The 16,679-nt window shown below is 69.0% G+C and carries 15 protein-coding genes; 9 read left to right on the top strand and 6 right to left on the bottom strand.

All coding sequences use genetic code 11. The annotated features are described in order from the left end of the window. Positions 1-41 precede the first annotated feature (41 nt). Positions 42-1,088 (top strand): M4 family metallopeptidase, encoded by a 1,047-nt coding sequence (locus AB0M24_RS04025; RefSeq protein WP_363760721.1) that lies wholly within the window; start codon positions 42-44, stop codon positions 1,086-1,088. Here the strand turns inward: AB0M24_RS04025 and AB0M24_RS04020 are convergent. Further along, complete coding sequence (locus tag AB0M24_RS04020; protein ID WP_363760718.1) at positions 1,085-2,194, bottom strand: nucleotide disphospho-sugar-binding domain-containing protein; 1,110 nt, start codon at positions 2,192-2,194, stop codon at positions 1,085-1,087. The two genes, AB0M24_RS04025 and AB0M24_RS04020, sit on opposite strands and share 4 nt — an antisense overlap. 267 nt (positions 2,195-2,461) lie before the next feature. On the opposite strand from AB0M24_RS04020, the gene AB0M24_RS04015 reads away from it, so the two are divergent. The 5 genes from AB0M24_RS04015 (at position 2,462) to AB0M24_RS03995 (ending at position 8,123) form a co-directional block, all read left to right on the top strand. After that, positions 2,462-3,367 carry a polyprenyl synthetase family protein gene (locus tag AB0M24_RS04015; RefSeq protein WP_363760715.1) on the top strand — a complete coding sequence of 302 codons (906 nt, stop codon included), beginning with the start codon at positions 2,462-2,464 and terminating at the stop codon, positions 3,365-3,367. 1 nt (position 3,368) lies between these two features. After that, complete coding sequence (locus tag AB0M24_RS04010; protein ID WP_363760712.1) at positions 3,369-4,394, top strand: hypothetical protein; 1,026 nt, start codon at positions 3,369-3,371, stop codon at positions 4,392-4,394. Beyond that, entirely contained in the window at positions 4,385-5,680 is a 1,296-nt protein-coding gene (locus AB0M24_RS04005; protein ID WP_363760709.1) for a cytochrome P450, read from the top strand. The genes AB0M24_RS04010 and AB0M24_RS04005 overlap by 10 nt, the downstream gene beginning before the upstream one ends. Beyond that, positions 5,653-6,792 carry a class I SAM-dependent methyltransferase gene (locus AB0M24_RS04000; RefSeq protein ID WP_363760706.1) on the top strand — a complete coding sequence of 380 codons (1,140 nt, stop codon included), beginning with the start codon at positions 5,653-5,655 and terminating at the stop codon, positions 6,790-6,792. The genes AB0M24_RS04005 and AB0M24_RS04000 overlap by 28 nt, the downstream gene beginning before the upstream one ends. Positions 6,793-6,860: 68 nt before the next feature. After that, the gene (locus AB0M24_RS03995) at positions 6,861-8,123 is read left to right on the top strand and encodes a hypothetical protein (protein WP_363760703.1); all 1,263 of its coding nucleotides are present in this window, start codon (positions 6,861-6,863) and stop codon (positions 8,121-8,123) included. Here AB0M24_RS03995 and AB0M24_RS03990 read toward each other — a convergent pair. From AB0M24_RS03990 to AB0M24_RS03980, 3 genes are all read right to left on the bottom strand, one after another. After that, the gene (locus AB0M24_RS03990) at positions 8,108-8,272 is read right to left on the bottom strand and encodes a DUF397 domain-containing protein (protein WP_363760701.1); all 165 of its coding nucleotides are present in this window, start codon (positions 8,270-8,272) and stop codon (positions 8,108-8,110) included. The two genes, AB0M24_RS03995 and AB0M24_RS03990, sit on opposite strands and share 16 nt — an antisense overlap. Further along, the gene (locus tag AB0M24_RS03985) at positions 8,250-9,110 is read right to left on the bottom strand and encodes a Scr1 family TA system antitoxin-like transcriptional regulator (RefSeq protein ID WP_363760698.1); all 861 of its coding nucleotides are present in this window, start codon (positions 9,108-9,110) and stop codon (positions 8,250-8,252) included. The genes AB0M24_RS03990 and AB0M24_RS03985 overlap by 23 nt, the downstream gene beginning before the upstream one ends. 88 nt (positions 9,111-9,198) lie before the next feature. Beyond that, positions 9,199-12,876 carry a TIR domain-containing protein gene (locus tag AB0M24_RS03980; RefSeq protein WP_363760695.1) on the bottom strand — a complete coding sequence of 1,226 codons (3,678 nt, stop codon included), beginning with the start codon at positions 12,874-12,876 and terminating at the stop codon, positions 9,199-9,201. A 64-nt stretch (positions 12,877-12,940) separates the two neighbouring features. Here AB0M24_RS03980 and AB0M24_RS03975 point away from each other — a divergent pair, with 64 nt between their 5' ends. Both AB0M24_RS03975 and AB0M24_RS03970 read left to right on the top strand, forming a co-directional pair. Next, complete coding sequence (locus AB0M24_RS03975) at positions 12,941-13,507, top strand: TetR/AcrR family transcriptional regulator (protein ID WP_363760692.1); 567 nt, start codon at positions 12,941-12,943, stop codon at positions 13,505-13,507. Between the two features lie 68 nt (positions 13,508-13,575). Further along, complete coding sequence (locus AB0M24_RS03970) at positions 13,576-14,955, top strand: carboxylesterase family protein (protein ID WP_363760690.1); 1,380 nt, start codon at positions 13,576-13,578, stop codon at positions 14,953-14,955. On the opposite strand, the gene AB0M24_RS03965 is transcribed toward AB0M24_RS03970, so the two are convergent. Both AB0M24_RS03965 and AB0M24_RS03960 read right to left on the bottom strand, forming a co-directional pair. Further along, positions 14,952-15,374, bottom strand: a complete 423-nt coding sequence (locus tag AB0M24_RS03965) for a hypothetical protein (protein ID WP_363760687.1) — start codon at positions 15,372-15,374, stop codon at positions 14,952-14,954. The two genes, AB0M24_RS03970 and AB0M24_RS03965, sit on opposite strands and share 4 nt — an antisense overlap. 154 nt (positions 15,375-15,528) lie before the next feature. Then, positions 15,529-16,287, bottom strand: a complete 759-nt coding sequence (locus tag AB0M24_RS03960; RefSeq protein WP_363760684.1) for an NAD(P)-binding domain-containing protein — start codon at positions 16,285-16,287, stop codon at positions 15,529-15,531. Between the two features lie 32 nt (positions 16,288-16,319). Here AB0M24_RS03960 and AB0M24_RS03955 point away from each other — a divergent pair, with 32 nt between their 5' ends. After that, positions 16,320-16,676, top strand: a complete 357-nt coding sequence (locus AB0M24_RS03955) for a hypothetical protein (protein WP_363760681.1) — start codon at positions 16,320-16,322, stop codon at positions 16,674-16,676. The last annotated feature ends 3 nt before the right edge of the window (positions 16,677-16,679 follow it).

Below are 16,679 nucleotides of genomic sequence, written 5' to 3'. Positions count from 1 at the left end.
GCCTCCTCCCCTGGTACAAGGGGAAAGAGGGGGAAACGCACATGGTCTGCTTCATCCTGCCCGCACACCTGCTCATCGAGCTCGCCGACGCCGGCAACATCGACGTCCGCGACACCATCCCGACCCTGCTCGCCTCGGCCGCCCTGCGCACCCAGCGCGACACGCTCACCGAGGCCGTCCAGTTCCTCGGCCTGAACGCCGGCCAGCTCCGAGGGCCCAGCGCGGAGTTCAAAGCCGTGCACGACGTCCAAGGCGGCGACGAGCGCAACCTGCCCGGCGTCCTGCGCCGCAAGGAGGGCGACGGCGCCAACAGCGACCCGTCCGTCAACGACGCCTTCGACAACGCCGACAAGACCTACGACTTCTACCGCGACGTCCTCGGACGGCACAGCGTCGACGGCAACGGGCTCAAACTCGTCAGCTCCGTCCACTTCGGACGCGGCTTCGACAACGCCTTCTGGGACGGCACCCAGATGGTCTACGGCGACGGCAGCGGCAAGGTCTTCCAGCCCGGCGCGCTGTCCCGCGACATCTCCGTGGTGGGCCACGAGATCACGCACGGCGTCGTGCAGTACACGGCGGGTCTGCGCTACCGCAAGCAGTCCGGCGCGCTCAACGAGTCGTGGGCGGACGTGTTCGGCTCGCTGGTCAAGCAGCACGCGCTCGGCCAGTCCGCCGACCAGGCCGACTGGCTCATCGGCGCGGGCATCCTCGGCACCCAGTTGCAGGGCGTCGCGCTGCGGTCGATGAAGGACCCCGGCAAGGCCCACCAGCTCGACCGCCAGCCCGCCCACATGCGCGACTACGCCGACCTGCCCGACGACGGCAACCCCCGCAACGACAACGGCGGCGTGCACATCAACTCCGGCATCCCCAACAAGGCCTTCTACCTCGCCGCGACGCGCCTCGGCGGCAACGCCTGGGACAGGGCGGGCAAGGTCTGGTACGACGCGCTGGCCACGAAACTCGGCGTGAACTCGAACTTCGCCGAGGCCGCCGCGGCGACGACGGCGAGCGCTCAGACGCTGTTCGGGGCCGACGTCGCGGCCACCGTCCGGTCGGCGTGGAGCGACGTCGGCGTCAACTAGAGCAGCGTCATCAGCTCGGCGACGATCTGCGCGGGAGAAGGCCTCGACGCGTTCTCCCGCGCCAGGTCCGCGGCCGCCTCCGCGAACGACGGGTCGGACAGCAACGACGACACCTGCCCCGCGACGCCCTCGACGTCGCCGATGAGCCCGGCCCCGGTCTTGGCGAGCTGCGCCGCGTTGAACTGCTGGTCACCCACCTGCGGCAGCACGAGCTGAGGCACCCCGGCGGCCATCGCCGTCATCGTCGTGCCTGCACCGCCCATGTGCACCACCGCGGCACACGACGGCAACACCAGGTGCAACGCGAGCTGCGGCGAAGCCAAGAACACGTTCGGCGGCAGCGGGCCGAATCTCGGGTGCGACGCCGGATCAGTGGTCACCACGACGTCGACGTCCAGCTCTCCCAACGCTTCCGCGACCTGAGGAGCCAGGAACAGATCGGAGCCCAGCTCCGCCATCAACGTGCCCCACGTGACGCACACCAACGGCCGAGATCCCGGCGTCCGCAGCCATTCGGGCAGCACCGCGTCACCGTTGTAGGGCACGAACCGCATCAACGCCCGCGGCGACGCGTCACCCGGCAGCTGCATCGCCGCCGGACACGGGTCGAGCACCAGGTCCGAGTCCGTCCGCAGGGCCGAGAGGCCGAACCGCGACGCCACCGCGGGATCGAGGCCGTAGATCGCGGTGAAGTCCGCCGCCCACAGGTGTTTCACCACCGGCACGCACAGGATCTGCGCCGCCGCCATCGCGGCCAGGTTGAACGGCTCGTGCACCACCACGTCCGGCCGCCACGACCGCCCGAACGCCACCAGGTCGTCCACGACCGCCTCGGCGTAGCGGACGATGATGTTGCCCGGAGTGATCTTGGTGGACTCCGTGTCGTGGGAGATCTCGCCCGCCGCGGCCATCTCCGCGTAGACCTTTGCCAGGTCGAGATCCTCGCCGACAGGCACAACGGGAACACCGGTCGCGGCGACCGCGGGCACGAGCGACGGCTGGCACGCCACCCTTACCTCGTGCCCCGCCGCCAGCAGCGCCCACACGAACGGCACGAGCGGGTAGTAGTGAGAACGCCAGGCCCAGGTGCTGATCAGAACTCGCATCGGGCAATGGTGGATAAAGGACGGCGACCTGTCACGAGCACGGCTCGGTTTGTTGCCCTTCGGCCATGGAAAGCGTCTTGATTCGGAGTTGCCGCGGAATGACTCGCTAATGTCCGGGCCTTCTCCGGAAGGACGGCGTCAATGACATCCCTGGCAGCACCGGTACGAACAACACACGATTTTCGCGCCCAGGTGGACAGGGCGCTCGAAAGGTTCTTCGCAGCCAAATCGGACGAGCTGCCCGGCGACGAGCACCTTGATCGTCTGATGACCGAACTGCGGGCATTCGTGTTCTCCGGCGGAAAGCGCCTCAGGCCGTTGTTGTGCCTGCTGGGCTGGCAGGGAGCGCTGAGCACGTCACCTCCGGACGAGCTCGCCGCGGCCGCCGCGTCGTTCGAGCTCTTCCACACCGCGGCACTCATCCACGACGACATCATGGACGCCAGCGACACCCGCCGCGGCCGGCCGGCCGTGCACAGGGCAGTCGGCGTCCCTGCGGCCATCATCGCAGGTGACATGTGCTGGGCGTGGTCTGACGAGATGCTGCGGACCAGCGGCTTGCCGGAGCGGAACCTCACCGCGGCGCTGCCCACGATCGCCACCATGCGCACCGAGCTGATGGCCGGGCAGTACCTCGACGTCAGCCCGCCGGGCCTGGAGGAGGCGAGGCTCGCGCACGCCCACCGGGTCAACCTGCTCAAGACCTCGCGGTACACCGTCGTGCGCCCCTTGCAGGTCGGCGGCATCCTCGCGGGTGCGTCGCCCGAGCTGCTGGAGGTCTACCAGCAGGCCGGTGAGCTGCTCGGATCGGCGTTCCAGCTGCGCGACGACCTCCTCGGCGTCTACGGCAGCCCATGCGAGACCGGCAAACCCAACGGCGACGACCTGCGCAACGGCAAGCGCACGGTCCTCGTCGCCCTGGCCCTGCGCGGCGCCGACGACCGGCAGACGCACCTGCTCCGCACCCACCTCGGCGACCCGCAGCTCACCGACGACGAGGCCGCCGCACTGCGCGACGTCATCACCGACACCGGTGCGCGCGCCGAGACCGAGCAGCTGATCGCCGACCAGACGAGTGCCGCGATCGCGTTGCTCACCAACGCGCCGATGCAACCCCACGGCCGCACCGAGCTGATCGACCTCGCCACCCGCCTCGCGTTCCGGAGCGTCTGACGTGCACCCTGACCTGCTCACCTTCTACTGCCCACTGCCCCAAGAGGTCAGCGAGCAGCACGACGACCTGCGCGAGAACACCCTCACCTGGGTGCGGAAGTTCGACCTGGCCGACGGCGACCCGCAGCGCACGATCATGCTCGCCTTCACCGGCGCCGCCTACAGCGCCTACGCCACCCCGCACGCCACCGGAGCGACCGCGCAGGCCCTGTCCGACTACAACGCCTGGGCCTGGGCCGCGAACGACGTCGCCGGATCCGACCTGGCCGCCGGTGAGCTGATCGTCCACCTCGGCCGCTGGGAACGCCTGATGCGCTCACCCGGCTCGTTCCCGCAGGCCACCGACCCCATGGACGTCGCCCTCGACGACGTCTTCTCCCGCCTGCGCGACCTACTGACGCCGGTCCAGTGGGAACGGTTCGTCGCAGGTCAGAGCCAGTGGCTCTACAGCATGGGCTGGGAGGTCGGGCTCCGCGAGCAAGGCGGCCCGGCGACGCTCAACGACTACCTCGCCGTGCGGATCGGCTCGGTCGGCTGCTACTCGGCCGTGTCCTACATCGACGCCGTGGAGGGCATCGAGCTCGACGAACAGCAGTGGGCGAGCCGCACGGTCCGCGCCGCCGCCGAGTCCGCGATGCTCGTCGCCGCCCTCGACAACGACCGCACCTCGTACAACCGCGAACGCAAGCTCTCGGTCCGCAAGCACAACATTTTCGACGTCGTCCGCGCGGAGCACCCCGAGACATCATTCGAGAACGCGGTCTCAACTGCGATCGGACTTCGAGATCGCGCCATGACGCTGTATCTGCAACTAAGGAAACGCATTCTGGACGGCGCGGACGACACAATGTCCAGGTACGTGGCGGGAATCGACCGGATCGTGAGCGGGAACATCGACCTCGCCACGGCCGCCGTGCGTTATCTGGATCCCGAGACGTCTCATTTGTTCCGCCGCGTCGACGTGCCTCAGTCCACCGCCGTTCCCCTTTCGGTTCCGACCGTCTCCTGGTGGTGGAAATGCGTCTGAGCAAGGTTCCCGGCGCGCTCCCGCTGGCCGGCCACCTCCACCGTCTCGTCCGCAACCCGCTCGACTTCCTGGCGTCCGTCCACGAACACGGCGACCTGCTCGAACTCAAGCTCGGCCCGCAGCGGGTGTTCCTGCCCTGCCACGGCGAGCTCGCGGGCGACGTGTTGCGCGACTCCGCGACGTTCGACAAGGGCGGCTTCGCCTACGACCGCGCCCGGCTGCTGTTCGGCAGCTCCGGCATCGGCACCTGCGACTACGCCCACCACCGCACGCTGCGCCCGCTCGTCCAACCCGCGTTCGCCCGGCCACGCCTGGAGCGCTACGCCGACATCATGCGCGAAGAGGTCGACGCGCTCGTCGACTCGTGGCACCCCGGCGACGTCCTCGACGTCAAACGCGTGATGGACGGCCTCTTCTGCCGCGTCACCGCCCGCACCCTGTTCTCGTCGGACCTCGGCGGCGCGGCGGTCGACGAGGTCGGGCACTGCATCCCGATCATCGTCGACGGCGTCTTCGCGCGGATGATGGACCCGACCGGCCTGTGGCCGCGCGTCCCCACCCCGGCCAACCGCCGGTTCGACGACGCCATGACCCGCCTGGCCGCTCTGACCGCGGACATCCTCGCCCGGCACCGTCGCAGCGGCGTCACCGACCACGGCGACGTGCTCTCCGCGTTGATCGCCGCCGGGCTCAGCGACACCGAGATCCACGAACAGATCATGGTTCTGCTGGTCAGCGGTATGGAGACCACCGCGACCACCATCGCGTGGACCCTCAACCTGCTCTGCGACCACCCCGACGTCGAAGACCGCATGCGCACCGAACTCGCGACGTCGGAACGCGCCGAGTACACCCGCCGCGTCATCAACGAGGTCCTGCGCCTCTACCCGACGGCATGGCTCTTCAGCCGCCGCACCACCTGCGACACCACGCTGGGCGGCCACCACATCCCGGCGCGCAGCATGATCGCCGTCAGCCCGTTCGTGCTGCACCGCGACCCGAAGGTCTTCCCGGACCCGGCCCGCTTCGACCCGGACCGGTTCCTGGAGCTGAACCCGGTGCAGCGCCAGGCCTACATCCCGTTCGGCGCGGGCGCCCGCAAGTGCATCGGCGACGTCTTCGGCATGACCCAGGCCGTCATCGCGCTCGCCGGAATCCTGTCCCGCTGGACGCTGCGCCGCGCACCCGGCGTGACCCCGCGCGTCGTCCCGAAAGCCGTGCTCGTCCCCGCGAACCTCTCCCTGATTGCTGAGGCCCGATGCACCTCGACCACCTCGAACGCCTGATCCTCGCGGCCGGCGGCTCCGAACGTCAGCTCACCGAGATCACCAAGGAGCTCGGCCTCGACGCCGTGGCTCTCGTCCTGGCCAACGAGATCGCCTTCCGCGCCTCGATCCGCCCCCACGCCTCCGAAAGCCTTGTGGCACTGGACGTCCACCACTCCGGCGCTATCGCCACGTTCGTCTTCACCGTGGGCTCAACGGTGACCGTCTCGCCGGGTTCCACCGACGACGTCGCGATGCGGCTGGAGTACGAGCTGCACGACCTGGTGCGCCTCATCTTCGGCCCGTCCCGCCCCCGCGCCACCGGCACGTTCGCCGCGACGTTCCTGCCTCCGTACGCCGGCGGCACCGCGCTGCCCGATCCGATGAGTGTGCTGTCGAGCTTGCAGGCCAACGGAACCGTCATGTCCGGTCTCTCGCAGCACCACCCGGACCTCGGCGACCTGGCCCGCACCCACCTCACCGACAAGTGGGGCGGCGTGCACTGGTTCGCCGACGTCTACGAACAGCACCTGCGCCCGTACCGCGACCTGCCCGTGCGCGTGCTGGAGATCGGTATCGGCGGCTACGGCCACCCCGCGCAGGGCGGCGAGGGCATGCGCGTGTGGAAGCGCTACTTCCACCGGGGCCTGGTGATCGGCGCCGACATCTACGACAAGTCCGGCGTCGACGAACAACGCATGATCACCGTGGTCGCCGACCAGAGCTCGCCGGACGCGCTGATCGCGATCGACGAGCAGTACGGCCCGTTCGACATCATCATCGACGACGGCAGCCACGTGAACTCCCACGTCCGCACGTCGTTCGAGACGCTGTTCCCGCGTCTGCGCAGCGGTGGGCTGTACGTGATCGAGGACCTGTACACGAGCTTCTGGCCCGGCTACGGCGGCAACCCGGCCGCCGGACCCACGACGTCGGTCGGGCTGGTGCAGTCGTTGGTCGAAGGGCTGCAGCACGAGGAACGGCCTGGGTTCGCACCGGGGTACTTCGAGCGGCACGTCACGGGCGTGCACGCGTACCACAACCTGGCTTTTGTGGAGAAGGGCGTGAACCTGGAGGGTGGCGTGCCGTCGTGGGTGCCGCGCGAGCCTCTGGGGTCAGATGCCCATTGGTGACTTGTCCTTGTTCTGGCACCTGTCGGCCGCCCTTCCCGCCACTACGCTCGATCTTGGGGAGGTGCTGGGTGGACGTGCCGATCGGATTCTTCATCCGGGCTTCCGCGATGCCGTTTCCCGCACCTGTACCTGAGCAACCACCACCGGCAGCTCAGGAACTGCCGGACGTCGAACTCGATCCCGAAGCCGCTGCGGACGCCTACGACAAGGCGCTCCAGCTCGAATGGGACTGGCCCGAGCGCGGCCCCGCCGTGCTTCCCGAGATCGAGAACCTGCTGAAGCTCGCCGCGTCGGCCGGCCATGCCAACGCCATGGCCAAACTCGGGCTCTTCGAGGAAGGCAGGACGCGCGCTTCGCTGGCGTGCGAAGACTCCTTTCGGGCGTCTCCGGCCCAGATCACGGCGGCCGAGCGCTGGTACTGGCTGTCCGCGCACAACGGGAGCGGTTTCGGCGCGATGCACATGGGTCGGATCGCGGAGGAAGAGCACGGCAACGCCGCAGAAGCCCTCTATTGGTACGAGAAGGGCGTCAAGCTCGGGTTCGGCAGGGCTCAGGAACGCTACGACGGACTGCACATGAGGCTGTCGCACGGCCTCGGTGCCCTCGCTGGAAGGAAGCCCATGAGCAACTCCCATCCCGCGTTCCTCGAGTGGTTGCGGGAGGAGTTCGAGGGCCGCGAAGCCATGGCGTTCGCGTTCCTGCTGGGCGATCTCGCCGACGCGTGCGGCGGCGCGTACGGCGAGTGGGGCACGTTGTCCGACAAGGAGCAGGTGACGCTGGTGATGCACTTCAGCGGCCTGCTCCCGACCAAGTTCATGCTGCGCGAGGCCGCGTTCGAGTACCACGAAGGCATCGGCGACGGAAACCTGCGCCGCGCTGTGGAGCGAATCGCCGCGAACCCCGGGCTGCCCGCCGCCGAGTTCGCGCCCGTCTGGTGGCAACGCAGGCTCGAGGGCCGAGTGTGCCGGGAAAAGGTCCGGTGCCGCGTCGAACTGACGATCGACGACTACGACCAGTGGTACGTCCTGCTGGCCGAGCTCTACAAAGGGCCGCCGCGCAGCGATGACAACCCGGAGACGAGGATCGACCTCAAGCTGATCCGCCTCATGATGGCCCGCCAACGTTCCCACGCCTTTCCCCTGGACAGGGAGAAGGACCTGTGGGAGTTCACCCTGTTGTTCACGCCGGGAGAGCTGGAACTGCTGCACAAGATCCACAAGATCTGCATCGAGCTCCCGGACAAGGGAGACGGCTTCCGCCAGTTCTGGAGCGGCATCGACGCGGCGCTGCGAGCAGCGGAGGCCACGTCGACGCCCTACTCCGACGACTGACTGACCTGGCTCAGCAGCCACGTCCACTGGTCCGCCGTGAGCGGGAGGTGCGTGGCGGGTGCCTTGCTGTCCCGGATGCCGACGCCACGGCCCACCTCGACGCAGTTGCCGTCGTTCGCGCTGTAACTACTCTTGCGCCACCTGGTCATGCTCGGACTCCTCACCGATGATGTCGGTGATCAGCTTCCTCGATCGCGCCTCGTCCAACGCCGTCCGTCCGAGTGACGTCACGACGTTCTCGTAGCGAGCGACGGAGATCTGGTCTTCGAGGAAGATGTTGGCGCCGTGGCTCTCCAGGTAGACGATCGGTGGGATCTTCTTGAAGGTGAGCAGGTCGAAGTCTCCCGCGAGTCCGGCGTGCGGGCCGTGCGCGGTGGGGATCAGCCGAATCGTGAGGTAGGGCCGCACCGAGAGGCGCAGCAGGTGATGGCGCTGCTCCGCCATGACGCTCGCGTCGCCGACCGGAAGCCGAAGTGCCTGCTCGTGCATGAAGACGGTGATCGTGCGACTGCCGTCGAGAACCGCCTGCTGCCGTCCGGACCGGGTGTGCACGACGTCGGGCACGTCTTCAGGCAGATCCACGGCCGAGTTCGCCAGGTGGAAGGTGTAAGCGGGCGACTGAAGGAGGCCGTGCACCACGTTCATCGACCAGCCGGTGATCGTGGAAGCGATCTTCTCGTGCTCGCGCAACGTCCGTGCTCGGTCCGAGCCGGAACCGATCGGCTGGACCCAGTCGCGCATGTGCGTTTCGCGGTGCAGCGCCATGAGGTGGACGAACTCGGCGGGCGGCGTCCGCAGCAACCCGAGCAGCTGAGCGAGCTCCAGCTCGGTCGTACCTTCCTTGCCGTTGATCAGCTCGGAGACCTTGGCTTCCTGCCAGCCCAACAGGTCGGCGGCGGCGCGGTTGGTCAGGTCGGCCGCCCGCAGCAACGCCCGTATCGCGTCACCGAACTCGCGGCCGCGCACCGTGGATCTCCGCAAAGGCATGCAGGGACGGTAGAACCGGGCGTCCGTTTGGCTCCACTCATTCCAAGCAGGTCAACCTGAAAGCATGCTGTTTGGCCGCCTTCCAAACTCACGAGCACGTGTCCCGGTAGGGCACGCCGGAGACGATCTGCTCCCAGTCCACTTCGGACAGGCCCTGGCCCACGATCGCGCACGCCGCGCGGACGGGGTCGTCCAGCACTGCTCTCAGCTCGCTGAAGTCCCACAGCTGTACGCCGTCGTGGCTGTCCGCGGTGGCGAGCAGCGTGCCGTCGGGGCTGAACGACAACGGACCGTTCGAGCGTCGCGGCAGGGGCTGGCCGAGCCGGCGAGGGCTGGCGGGATCGGACACGTCCCACAGCGTGACGGTACCGTCGGCGCTGCCCGTGGCGAGCAGGCGGCCTCGTGGGGCGAACGCCGCCTGGGCGACGTCCGGGATCGGCTGCCCGAGGCGCAACGGGGTCTTGGCGTTCCTCATGTCCCACACGAGTGCGTGGCCGCCGGCGCCCACGCTCAGCAGTACCTGGCTGTCCGCGGAGAAGGTACCGAGGGAGGTTGTGGTGACGTGGCCGCCGAGCCTGATCGGAGCGCTCGGTGAGTGCATGTCCATCACGTCGACGGAGCCCCCGCGACCCGAGACCACGAGCATGCGGCTGTCCGGGGAGAACGTGACTGCTTGCGCGCCGTAGGTGAAGAGCTCCGTCATGCGCGACTCGGGATCGCGGGCGTCCCACAGCGTCACGTTGCCGCTGCCCTTCGAGGTGGTCGCGAGGAGCTTGCCGTCCGCGGAGAACTTGATCTGGGAAGCCTCCATCCTGCGGGTCTGTCTGGGGTTGGCGGGATCCGTGACGTCCTGGATGGTGTCGCCCACCGCGAGTGCGCGGCCGTCGGCCGCGAACGCGACCTCGTTCGACCTGCCGCTCGACGAGGTGCCGAGCGTGCGCGGTGAGGCGGGGTCGGTGAGCTGCCACAGGGTGGCGCGGTCCACGCCACCCACCGCGAGCACCTTGCCGTCGGGGCTGAAATCGAGGCTGACGACGCCTCCTCCGAAGGGGACACCGGCAGGCCGTGGACGGAGACGGCCGGTGAGGTCCCACAACGCGCCCGCACGACCTCCTGCCGTGGCCAGGGTGCGGCCGTCCGGCGAGAACGAGACGGTGGCGACTTCGCCGCTGTGCCTGTGCGGGAGCTCGTCGAGCGGGCGGGGAGCGTCGGGGTCGCTGACATCCCACAGGGTGCTGCCGGACTGGCTGCCGACGGCGAGTGTGCGGCCCTGGGGTGAGAAGGCGAGGCTGGAGATCAACGCCGAGTTGTCCGGGAGCTGCCGCAGGAACCGCGGATGGTCCGGGTCGGCCACGTCGAACAGCACCACCGTGCCGTAAGAGAGACCCGCGAGGACTTTTCCGTCTGCGGAGAAGGCGACAGCCTGCACCGGTCCGTGCTGACCAGGAAGGTCTCCCAGGTGGCGGTTCGACGCGTCCCACAAGCTGCTTCCGATCACCACGGTGTTTCCGGCAGGTGAGTACGCCACGCCCTGGTCGTGCTTGTCTGCTCTGTGCAGGTCGGGTCCGGCGGCCTTGGGGTGAGCGGGGTCGGTCGTGTCCCAGCGCTGAACCGTGCCGCCGCCCGCGGCCACGAGGGTTCCGCTGTCCGGGGTGAACGTCAGATCGCTGCTGAAGGTGTAGTCGCCGGGCAAGGAGGGGCCCACTTGTCGTGGTGCCGTGCCGGTCAGGTCCCACAGGAGCACCTCGCGGTTGCCGGCGACAGCGGCCAGCAACCGGCCGTCCGGGGAGAAGGCCGGTGTGTGCAGGTGGGTTCCGGGGACGGCGAGCCGGTGGCTGGTCTCACCTCGGACGGTGATCGCGCCGTCGAAGCCCGTCGTCGCGAGGAGTGGGGAGTGACGTGCGTAGACGGCCTCGGTCTGGTCGGGCAGCTCACCCAGGTAGCCGGTGCCCGTGAGGGTCTGGGCGAGGCGGGACAGCGCCGTGCTGTTGCCGGGGTCCACGTGCCTGGCCACGACGGCGAGGCGCAAGGAGGCGGACGTGTAGTGGTCGCCGAGCGCGTCGGCTCTGGTGACGAGTTGCTGGGCCAGAGCGACGCGGTGGCGTGCCTCGGCTTCCGCTTGGCGGGTCTCGGCGATCTGCTGGCGGTTGTACGCGACCGCGGCGGCGATGAGGGCGAGCACGAGCAGGACGGACAGCACGACGACCGTGCGGGTGCGGCGAAAGCGGTCGTGGCGCAGGCTCGCGCGGAGGAAGTCGCCGGCGGTCCGGGAGAGGTCGATGCGACCGGTGACGTCCTCGTGGGCCGCGTGCAGGTGTGCGCCCTGCCACAGCCGTGACGACGTCCGGCCCGCGGTGGACCACTCACCAGCGGCGTGCTCGACCGCGCGGCGGGTGCGCAGTGCGGCGGCGTGCTCGACGATCGCTTCGGCGAGTGGCGGCCACTCGGTGAGGAACGCCTCGTGCGCGACGCCGACGACGTTGTTGCCCGCCACGGTGTCGGTGGTGAGCAGGTGGCGGGCGACGAACTCGGTGTGCTCCGGTAGCGAGTGGGAGTGTCGGCGCACGGGTTGGCCGTGTTCGTCGACCGTGACGAGGGACAGCAGCGCCGCGAGGACGGCACGTTCGGTGTGGCCGCTCGCGATGGTGGCGTGCAGAGCGGCGTTGGCTTGCTCGAGAAGGGCTCCGCGCACCCCGCCGAGAGCGTCGTAGCGTCCGGCCGAGAGTCTGCCGCCGCGGCGGACGCCTTCGCTGAGCTCGGCGAGGGTGTAGGCGAGCAGCGGCAGTGCCGTGCCGTCACCGGTGTCCGAGACCATGCGGGCAGTGAGGCGGTCGTCCACGGTGATGCCGGCGATCGCGGCCGGCTTCTCGATGATCTGCCGCAGGGCTTCCGCGCGCAGGGGCACGACCGGGTAGACGCGTCTGCAGAGGTCGCCGAGGTGCGGGTCGGACAGCAGCCGCGTGAGGTGTTCCGGGCGGATGGTGCAGACGGTTCGGGCGTTCAGCTCGCGAAGCCGTGCGGCCAGTGCCGCGCGTTCGTCCACATCGGACCGGCAGAGGACCTCTTCGAGCTGGTCGATCATCACCAGCGGGTGCTGTGCTTCGTGGTGGGCGAGCACGCGGATCGCGTCGTGACCGGGCACGACGACGGGGCTGACGCCGGGGAGGCCGGTCATCGCGGGAACCAGGCCTGCCCTCAGGAGCGACGACTTGCCGCAGCCGGACGGCCCGACGACGAGCGTGCCGCCGTGGTTCTCCGTGACCAGCTCGACGAGGTCGGCGACCTCGCGTTCACGGCCGAAGAAGACTCGGTGGCGGTCGATGTCGAGCGGCGCCAGGCCGGGGAACGGTGAGCGGCCGTCCGGCCAGTGCGGATCTCCTGCCGCGTCGATCTCGGCCAGCGCTCTGGCGACGCGCGCCCTCGCGGTGGCCGGGTCGGTGAGGTCGGTGTGCTGCACGTCGTCGAGCAGCGGGTGCACGACGATGCCGGGACGCACCGGCAGGATTCGCGTGCCGAGCAGGCGGGCGGTGTTGAGCTCGGCGGTGCACCACGAGGAGGCGAGGTAGTCCGTCGTGATCACGCAGAGCAGCGCGTTCGCCCAGCGCAGGCGCTCGTGCAGGCGGCGGACCCACTCGTCGCCGACCGCGATGCCGTTGCGCGGGTCGCGGTCGAGGAAGACCTCGTGGCCGTCTGCTTCCAGCCAGTCGTGCAGCTCCGCGGCCAGTGCCAGGTCCGGGCCGGCGTAACTGACGAACACCTTGGCCACTTGTTCAGCACCCCCGTTCGGACGCGAATGGTAGCGCCTTGCTCGGCCGTGCTAACTTTTGCTCATGCGAGCAAAGTCGGTCACGGAGCAGGCTCGGCGGGCGCAGATCGTCGCCGCCGCCATCGCGACGATCGCGGAGCTGGACTACGCGGAGACGTCGTTCAAGGCGATCGCGGCACGTGCCGGGCTGAGCAGCACCGGGCTGATCTCGTACCACTTCCGCAACAAGCAGGAGCTGGTGGACGTGGTGTTCGCCGACATCCTCGAGCGGTTTCAGGGGTTCGTGTCCGCGCGGATGGGGCAGGCGACGGCGCGCGAGGAGCTTTCCGCGTTCCTGCGGGCCAACGTGGCGTTCATCCGGGAGCACCGGGACGACATGCTCGCGTTCCTGCGCATCAGGGCGCACGCGGCGGTGACCGACGGGGGCATCGCCGACTCCGATCACGTGGGGCTCGCCGATCTTCTGCGGCAGGGGCAGGAGGCGGGCGAGTTCCGCGGGTTCGACCCGGACGTGATGGCGGTGTTCGTTCTCGCGATGCGCAACGGCGTCGTACTGCGGTCCGGGGTACTCGATCTCGACGTCTGCGAACAGGAGTTGATCGCGGCCGTCGAACTGGCCACAGGGGGTTAGTCATCTTGCGTCGGGGGATGTTCTTGGCCGCAGCGCTTCTGTTGAGCGCCTGCGGGAAGGGGGATGCGGTGCCGTCTGATGTCGTTTCGGTGGACACCGGGCAGGTTCGAGGGGATCAGCGCGACGGGCACCTGGTGTTCCAGGGGGTTCCTTACGCTCGCGCCTCGCGGTGGATGCCGCCGGAGCGGGCGGCGGCGTGGAGCGGTGTGCGGGACACGGTGACGCCGGGGAGTCCTTGTCCGCAGGTCGGATCCAGCTACTCGGAGACTCGGAGCACGGACGAGGACTGCCTGTTCGCGAACGTGTCCACGCCTTCGGTGACGGGTGCCAAGCCCGTGATGGTGTGGATCCACGGGGATGGCGCGATCGGCGCCGGGCACTTCTTCGACGCTGAACGCCTTGCGCGGCAAGGGGATGTCGTCGTGGTGACGTTCAACTACCGGATGGGCGTGTTCGGCGGGTTCGGGCTGCCGGGCCTTCCGCACTCCGGCGAGTTCGGGCTGCTCGACCAGCGGGCGGCGCTGGAGTGGGTGCAGCGCAACATCTCCGCGTTCGGAGGGGATCCGGGGAACGTGACGTTGTTCGGGGTGTCGTTCGGCGCCACGGCCGTCGGTTCGCATCTGATCGCGCGGCGGCCGCTGTTCCACCGGGCGATCATGCACAGTTCGTTCACGCTGGTGGACGTGCCTCGCGGCGCCTGGTACCCGGATCTGGAGGCGTTGCCGTCGCTGGCGTTCCGGCCGGTCGCGGAGATCCAGGAGATCGGCGCGGCGATCGCCGGCGAGCTGGGGTGTGCGGACGTTTCTTGCCTGAGGCGGCTGCCTGTGTCGAAGCTCCTGGACTACCCGCAGATCATGAACATCTTCCAACCGGTCGGGTACGGCGGCTCCGTGCTGCCTCGGCTGCCCGGCGACTCGTTGGAGGCGGGTGAGTTCCTGGACGTCCCGATGCTGGTTGGTGCCACACGGGATGAGCACAAGAGCTTCGTCGAACTGTTCCGGCCGGGCGCGATGTCCACTGAGGACTACTCGCGGTTGGTGCGGGAGGCATTCCCCGAACGTGCCGTGGAGATCTCACGGGAGTACCCGGTGTCGGCCTTCGCTTCGCCGAAGGACGCGTGGGCCACGCTGCTGACGGATCGTGTGTGGGCGCGGGCGACGTTTCGGCAGAACACGTTGTACGCGCGCAAGGCCCCGGTCTACGCCTTCGAGTTCGCCGCGCAGGACGCTGGGCATTCGGCGGACATCGAGTACCTGTTCCCGGAGGACGACTTCGCTCACGACCGTGCGCTGTCCGACTACATGATCAAGACGTGGACGGACTTCGCGCGGTCCGGCACCCCTGGGTGGCCGCGGTTCTCGGAGGGGCAGTACGTGCAGTCACTGGCTCCCGGTGCGATCGGGCGAGTCGACTACGCGGCCGAGCACAAGCTCGCGTTCTGGGGTTAGCCGAGGCTTTTCGCGAACTCCGACACTTCCTCGACCTGGTCGCGGGTCAGCCTTCGGACGGCCCAGACGATCTCGCCGAGACCCGGTATCGGTGTGCCTTCCGGGATGACTCCGGTCAGCTCGGCGAGATCGTCGGCCGCGATGTCCAGCAACGGCGCCATGTCGCCCAGCAGGTCAGGAGTGAGCTTCTTGCGGCCCATGCCGACCTGGTTGTAGCTGGAATGGGCCCAGTACCGGCGCCCCTCCGTGAGGTGGAGAATCGACTTGGACACACCGAGCGGGGACAGATTCCGGTTGGAGAGCAACCGCATGACGACGGCTCCAGGTCCGCTGCTCGCCATGAAGAGATCGAGACAACTTGGCATCATGGCGGGGCCTGGACGTTCCTGCTGCGGCAGCGAGTCTGCGAACGCGAGCACCTCCGCTCGCTGTTCGGATGTCAGCGACAGGCAAGAGTCCACCAGCCGATAGATCTGTCCGCCGGCCAAGCGCTCCTGTGGCATGAGGTGGCCGGGGACGGGTTGCCCGGCGAGGACCAGGCGGTCTGATTCGTGCAACGTCTCCCCCGGTGCTCTAGCGGCGCAGGATGGTCAGCAGTCCGTCGAGGGCCCCGCGCAACGCGTCGGAATTGGCCTCGTCGAACCAGGTCGTGCGGATGCGCTCGTTGCTGCCACCCGCGGTCTCGTGGTCGGCGGCGAGCTGGGCCAGCGTGCGGGTCTCGTCGCCCAACGACCGGCCGACGCCCTGGAAGAGGTCACGGAGGTACCGGTCGGCATCCCCGGAAACGATGCCATGGTCCGTGGCCCACGAGGCGAGCGTGGCGAGGTAGGCGTAGTGCGTGGTCAGCGTGCCGGTCAGCGCGGAGAACACGTCGAACGCCGCCTCGTCCGCGACCGGCAGAGCACCACCGAGGCGGTCGAAGAGGGCGTCGACGACCGGGTGCGACGGGTGGACGACCGTGATGGAGCGGCGTTCGCGGATGGCGGGCAGCGGAATGGCCCTGACCACCGGAGAGTCGGTGCCGAGTGTCTCGCGCAAATCCGCGACGCCGGCCATCACGTTGACGACGACTTTGCCGGAGATCCGGAGGCCGGCGAGGGCCTCGTGGTGGTCCTGGCGGCGCACGGCGATGATCACCAGGTCGGAGTTGTCGACGACGTCCTGGTTGGAGGCGCACACGTGCACGCCGGGGAAAGCCGAGGCCAGCGCGGCGGACGTGGTGGCACCGCGCGGGGACAGGTAGATCTCGATCGACGTGTCGCCGTCGTGACGCAGGCCTGTCACGAGTGCCCGGCCGATCTCGCCCACCCCGATGATGCCGACACGTTTCATGGTCGTCAGCGTAGGTCGCTACTCTGGATCACGTGACCTCCCGGACCCGTGCGTATCTCGTGCGCGTGTTCGCCGTGCTCGCGCTGGTGGCCGGGGTCGCGATGATGCAGGGCACTCCGTGTGAGACGGAGTTCGCCTGGACCGCGCAGTGTCCGACGTCGAGCACCCACGTGGTGGCGCACTCCGACACCGCCGACGACGGCGGGTTGATCGAGGGCATTCTCGTCGCGGGCGCGTGTCTCGTGGTGGCGCTGGCGGTGCTGATCGGGTTCGCCGTGCTGCGGCGCGCCGGGTCCGTGCCCGCACGCCTGGTCCCGGTGCCGGTCTGGTCTCGTCCTTCACGTCGGCTGGAAGTCCGGCTGGCGCAGCTCTGCGTGCTGCGCACATAGACC

Origin of the sequence: Lentzea sp. NPDC051838 (assembly GCF_040681245.1) — a bacterium.
Taxonomy (GTDB): domain Bacteria; phylum Actinomycetota; class Actinomycetes; order Mycobacteriales; family Pseudonocardiaceae; genus Lentzea.
This window is presented reverse-complemented; position numbering and strand designations above follow the sequence as displayed.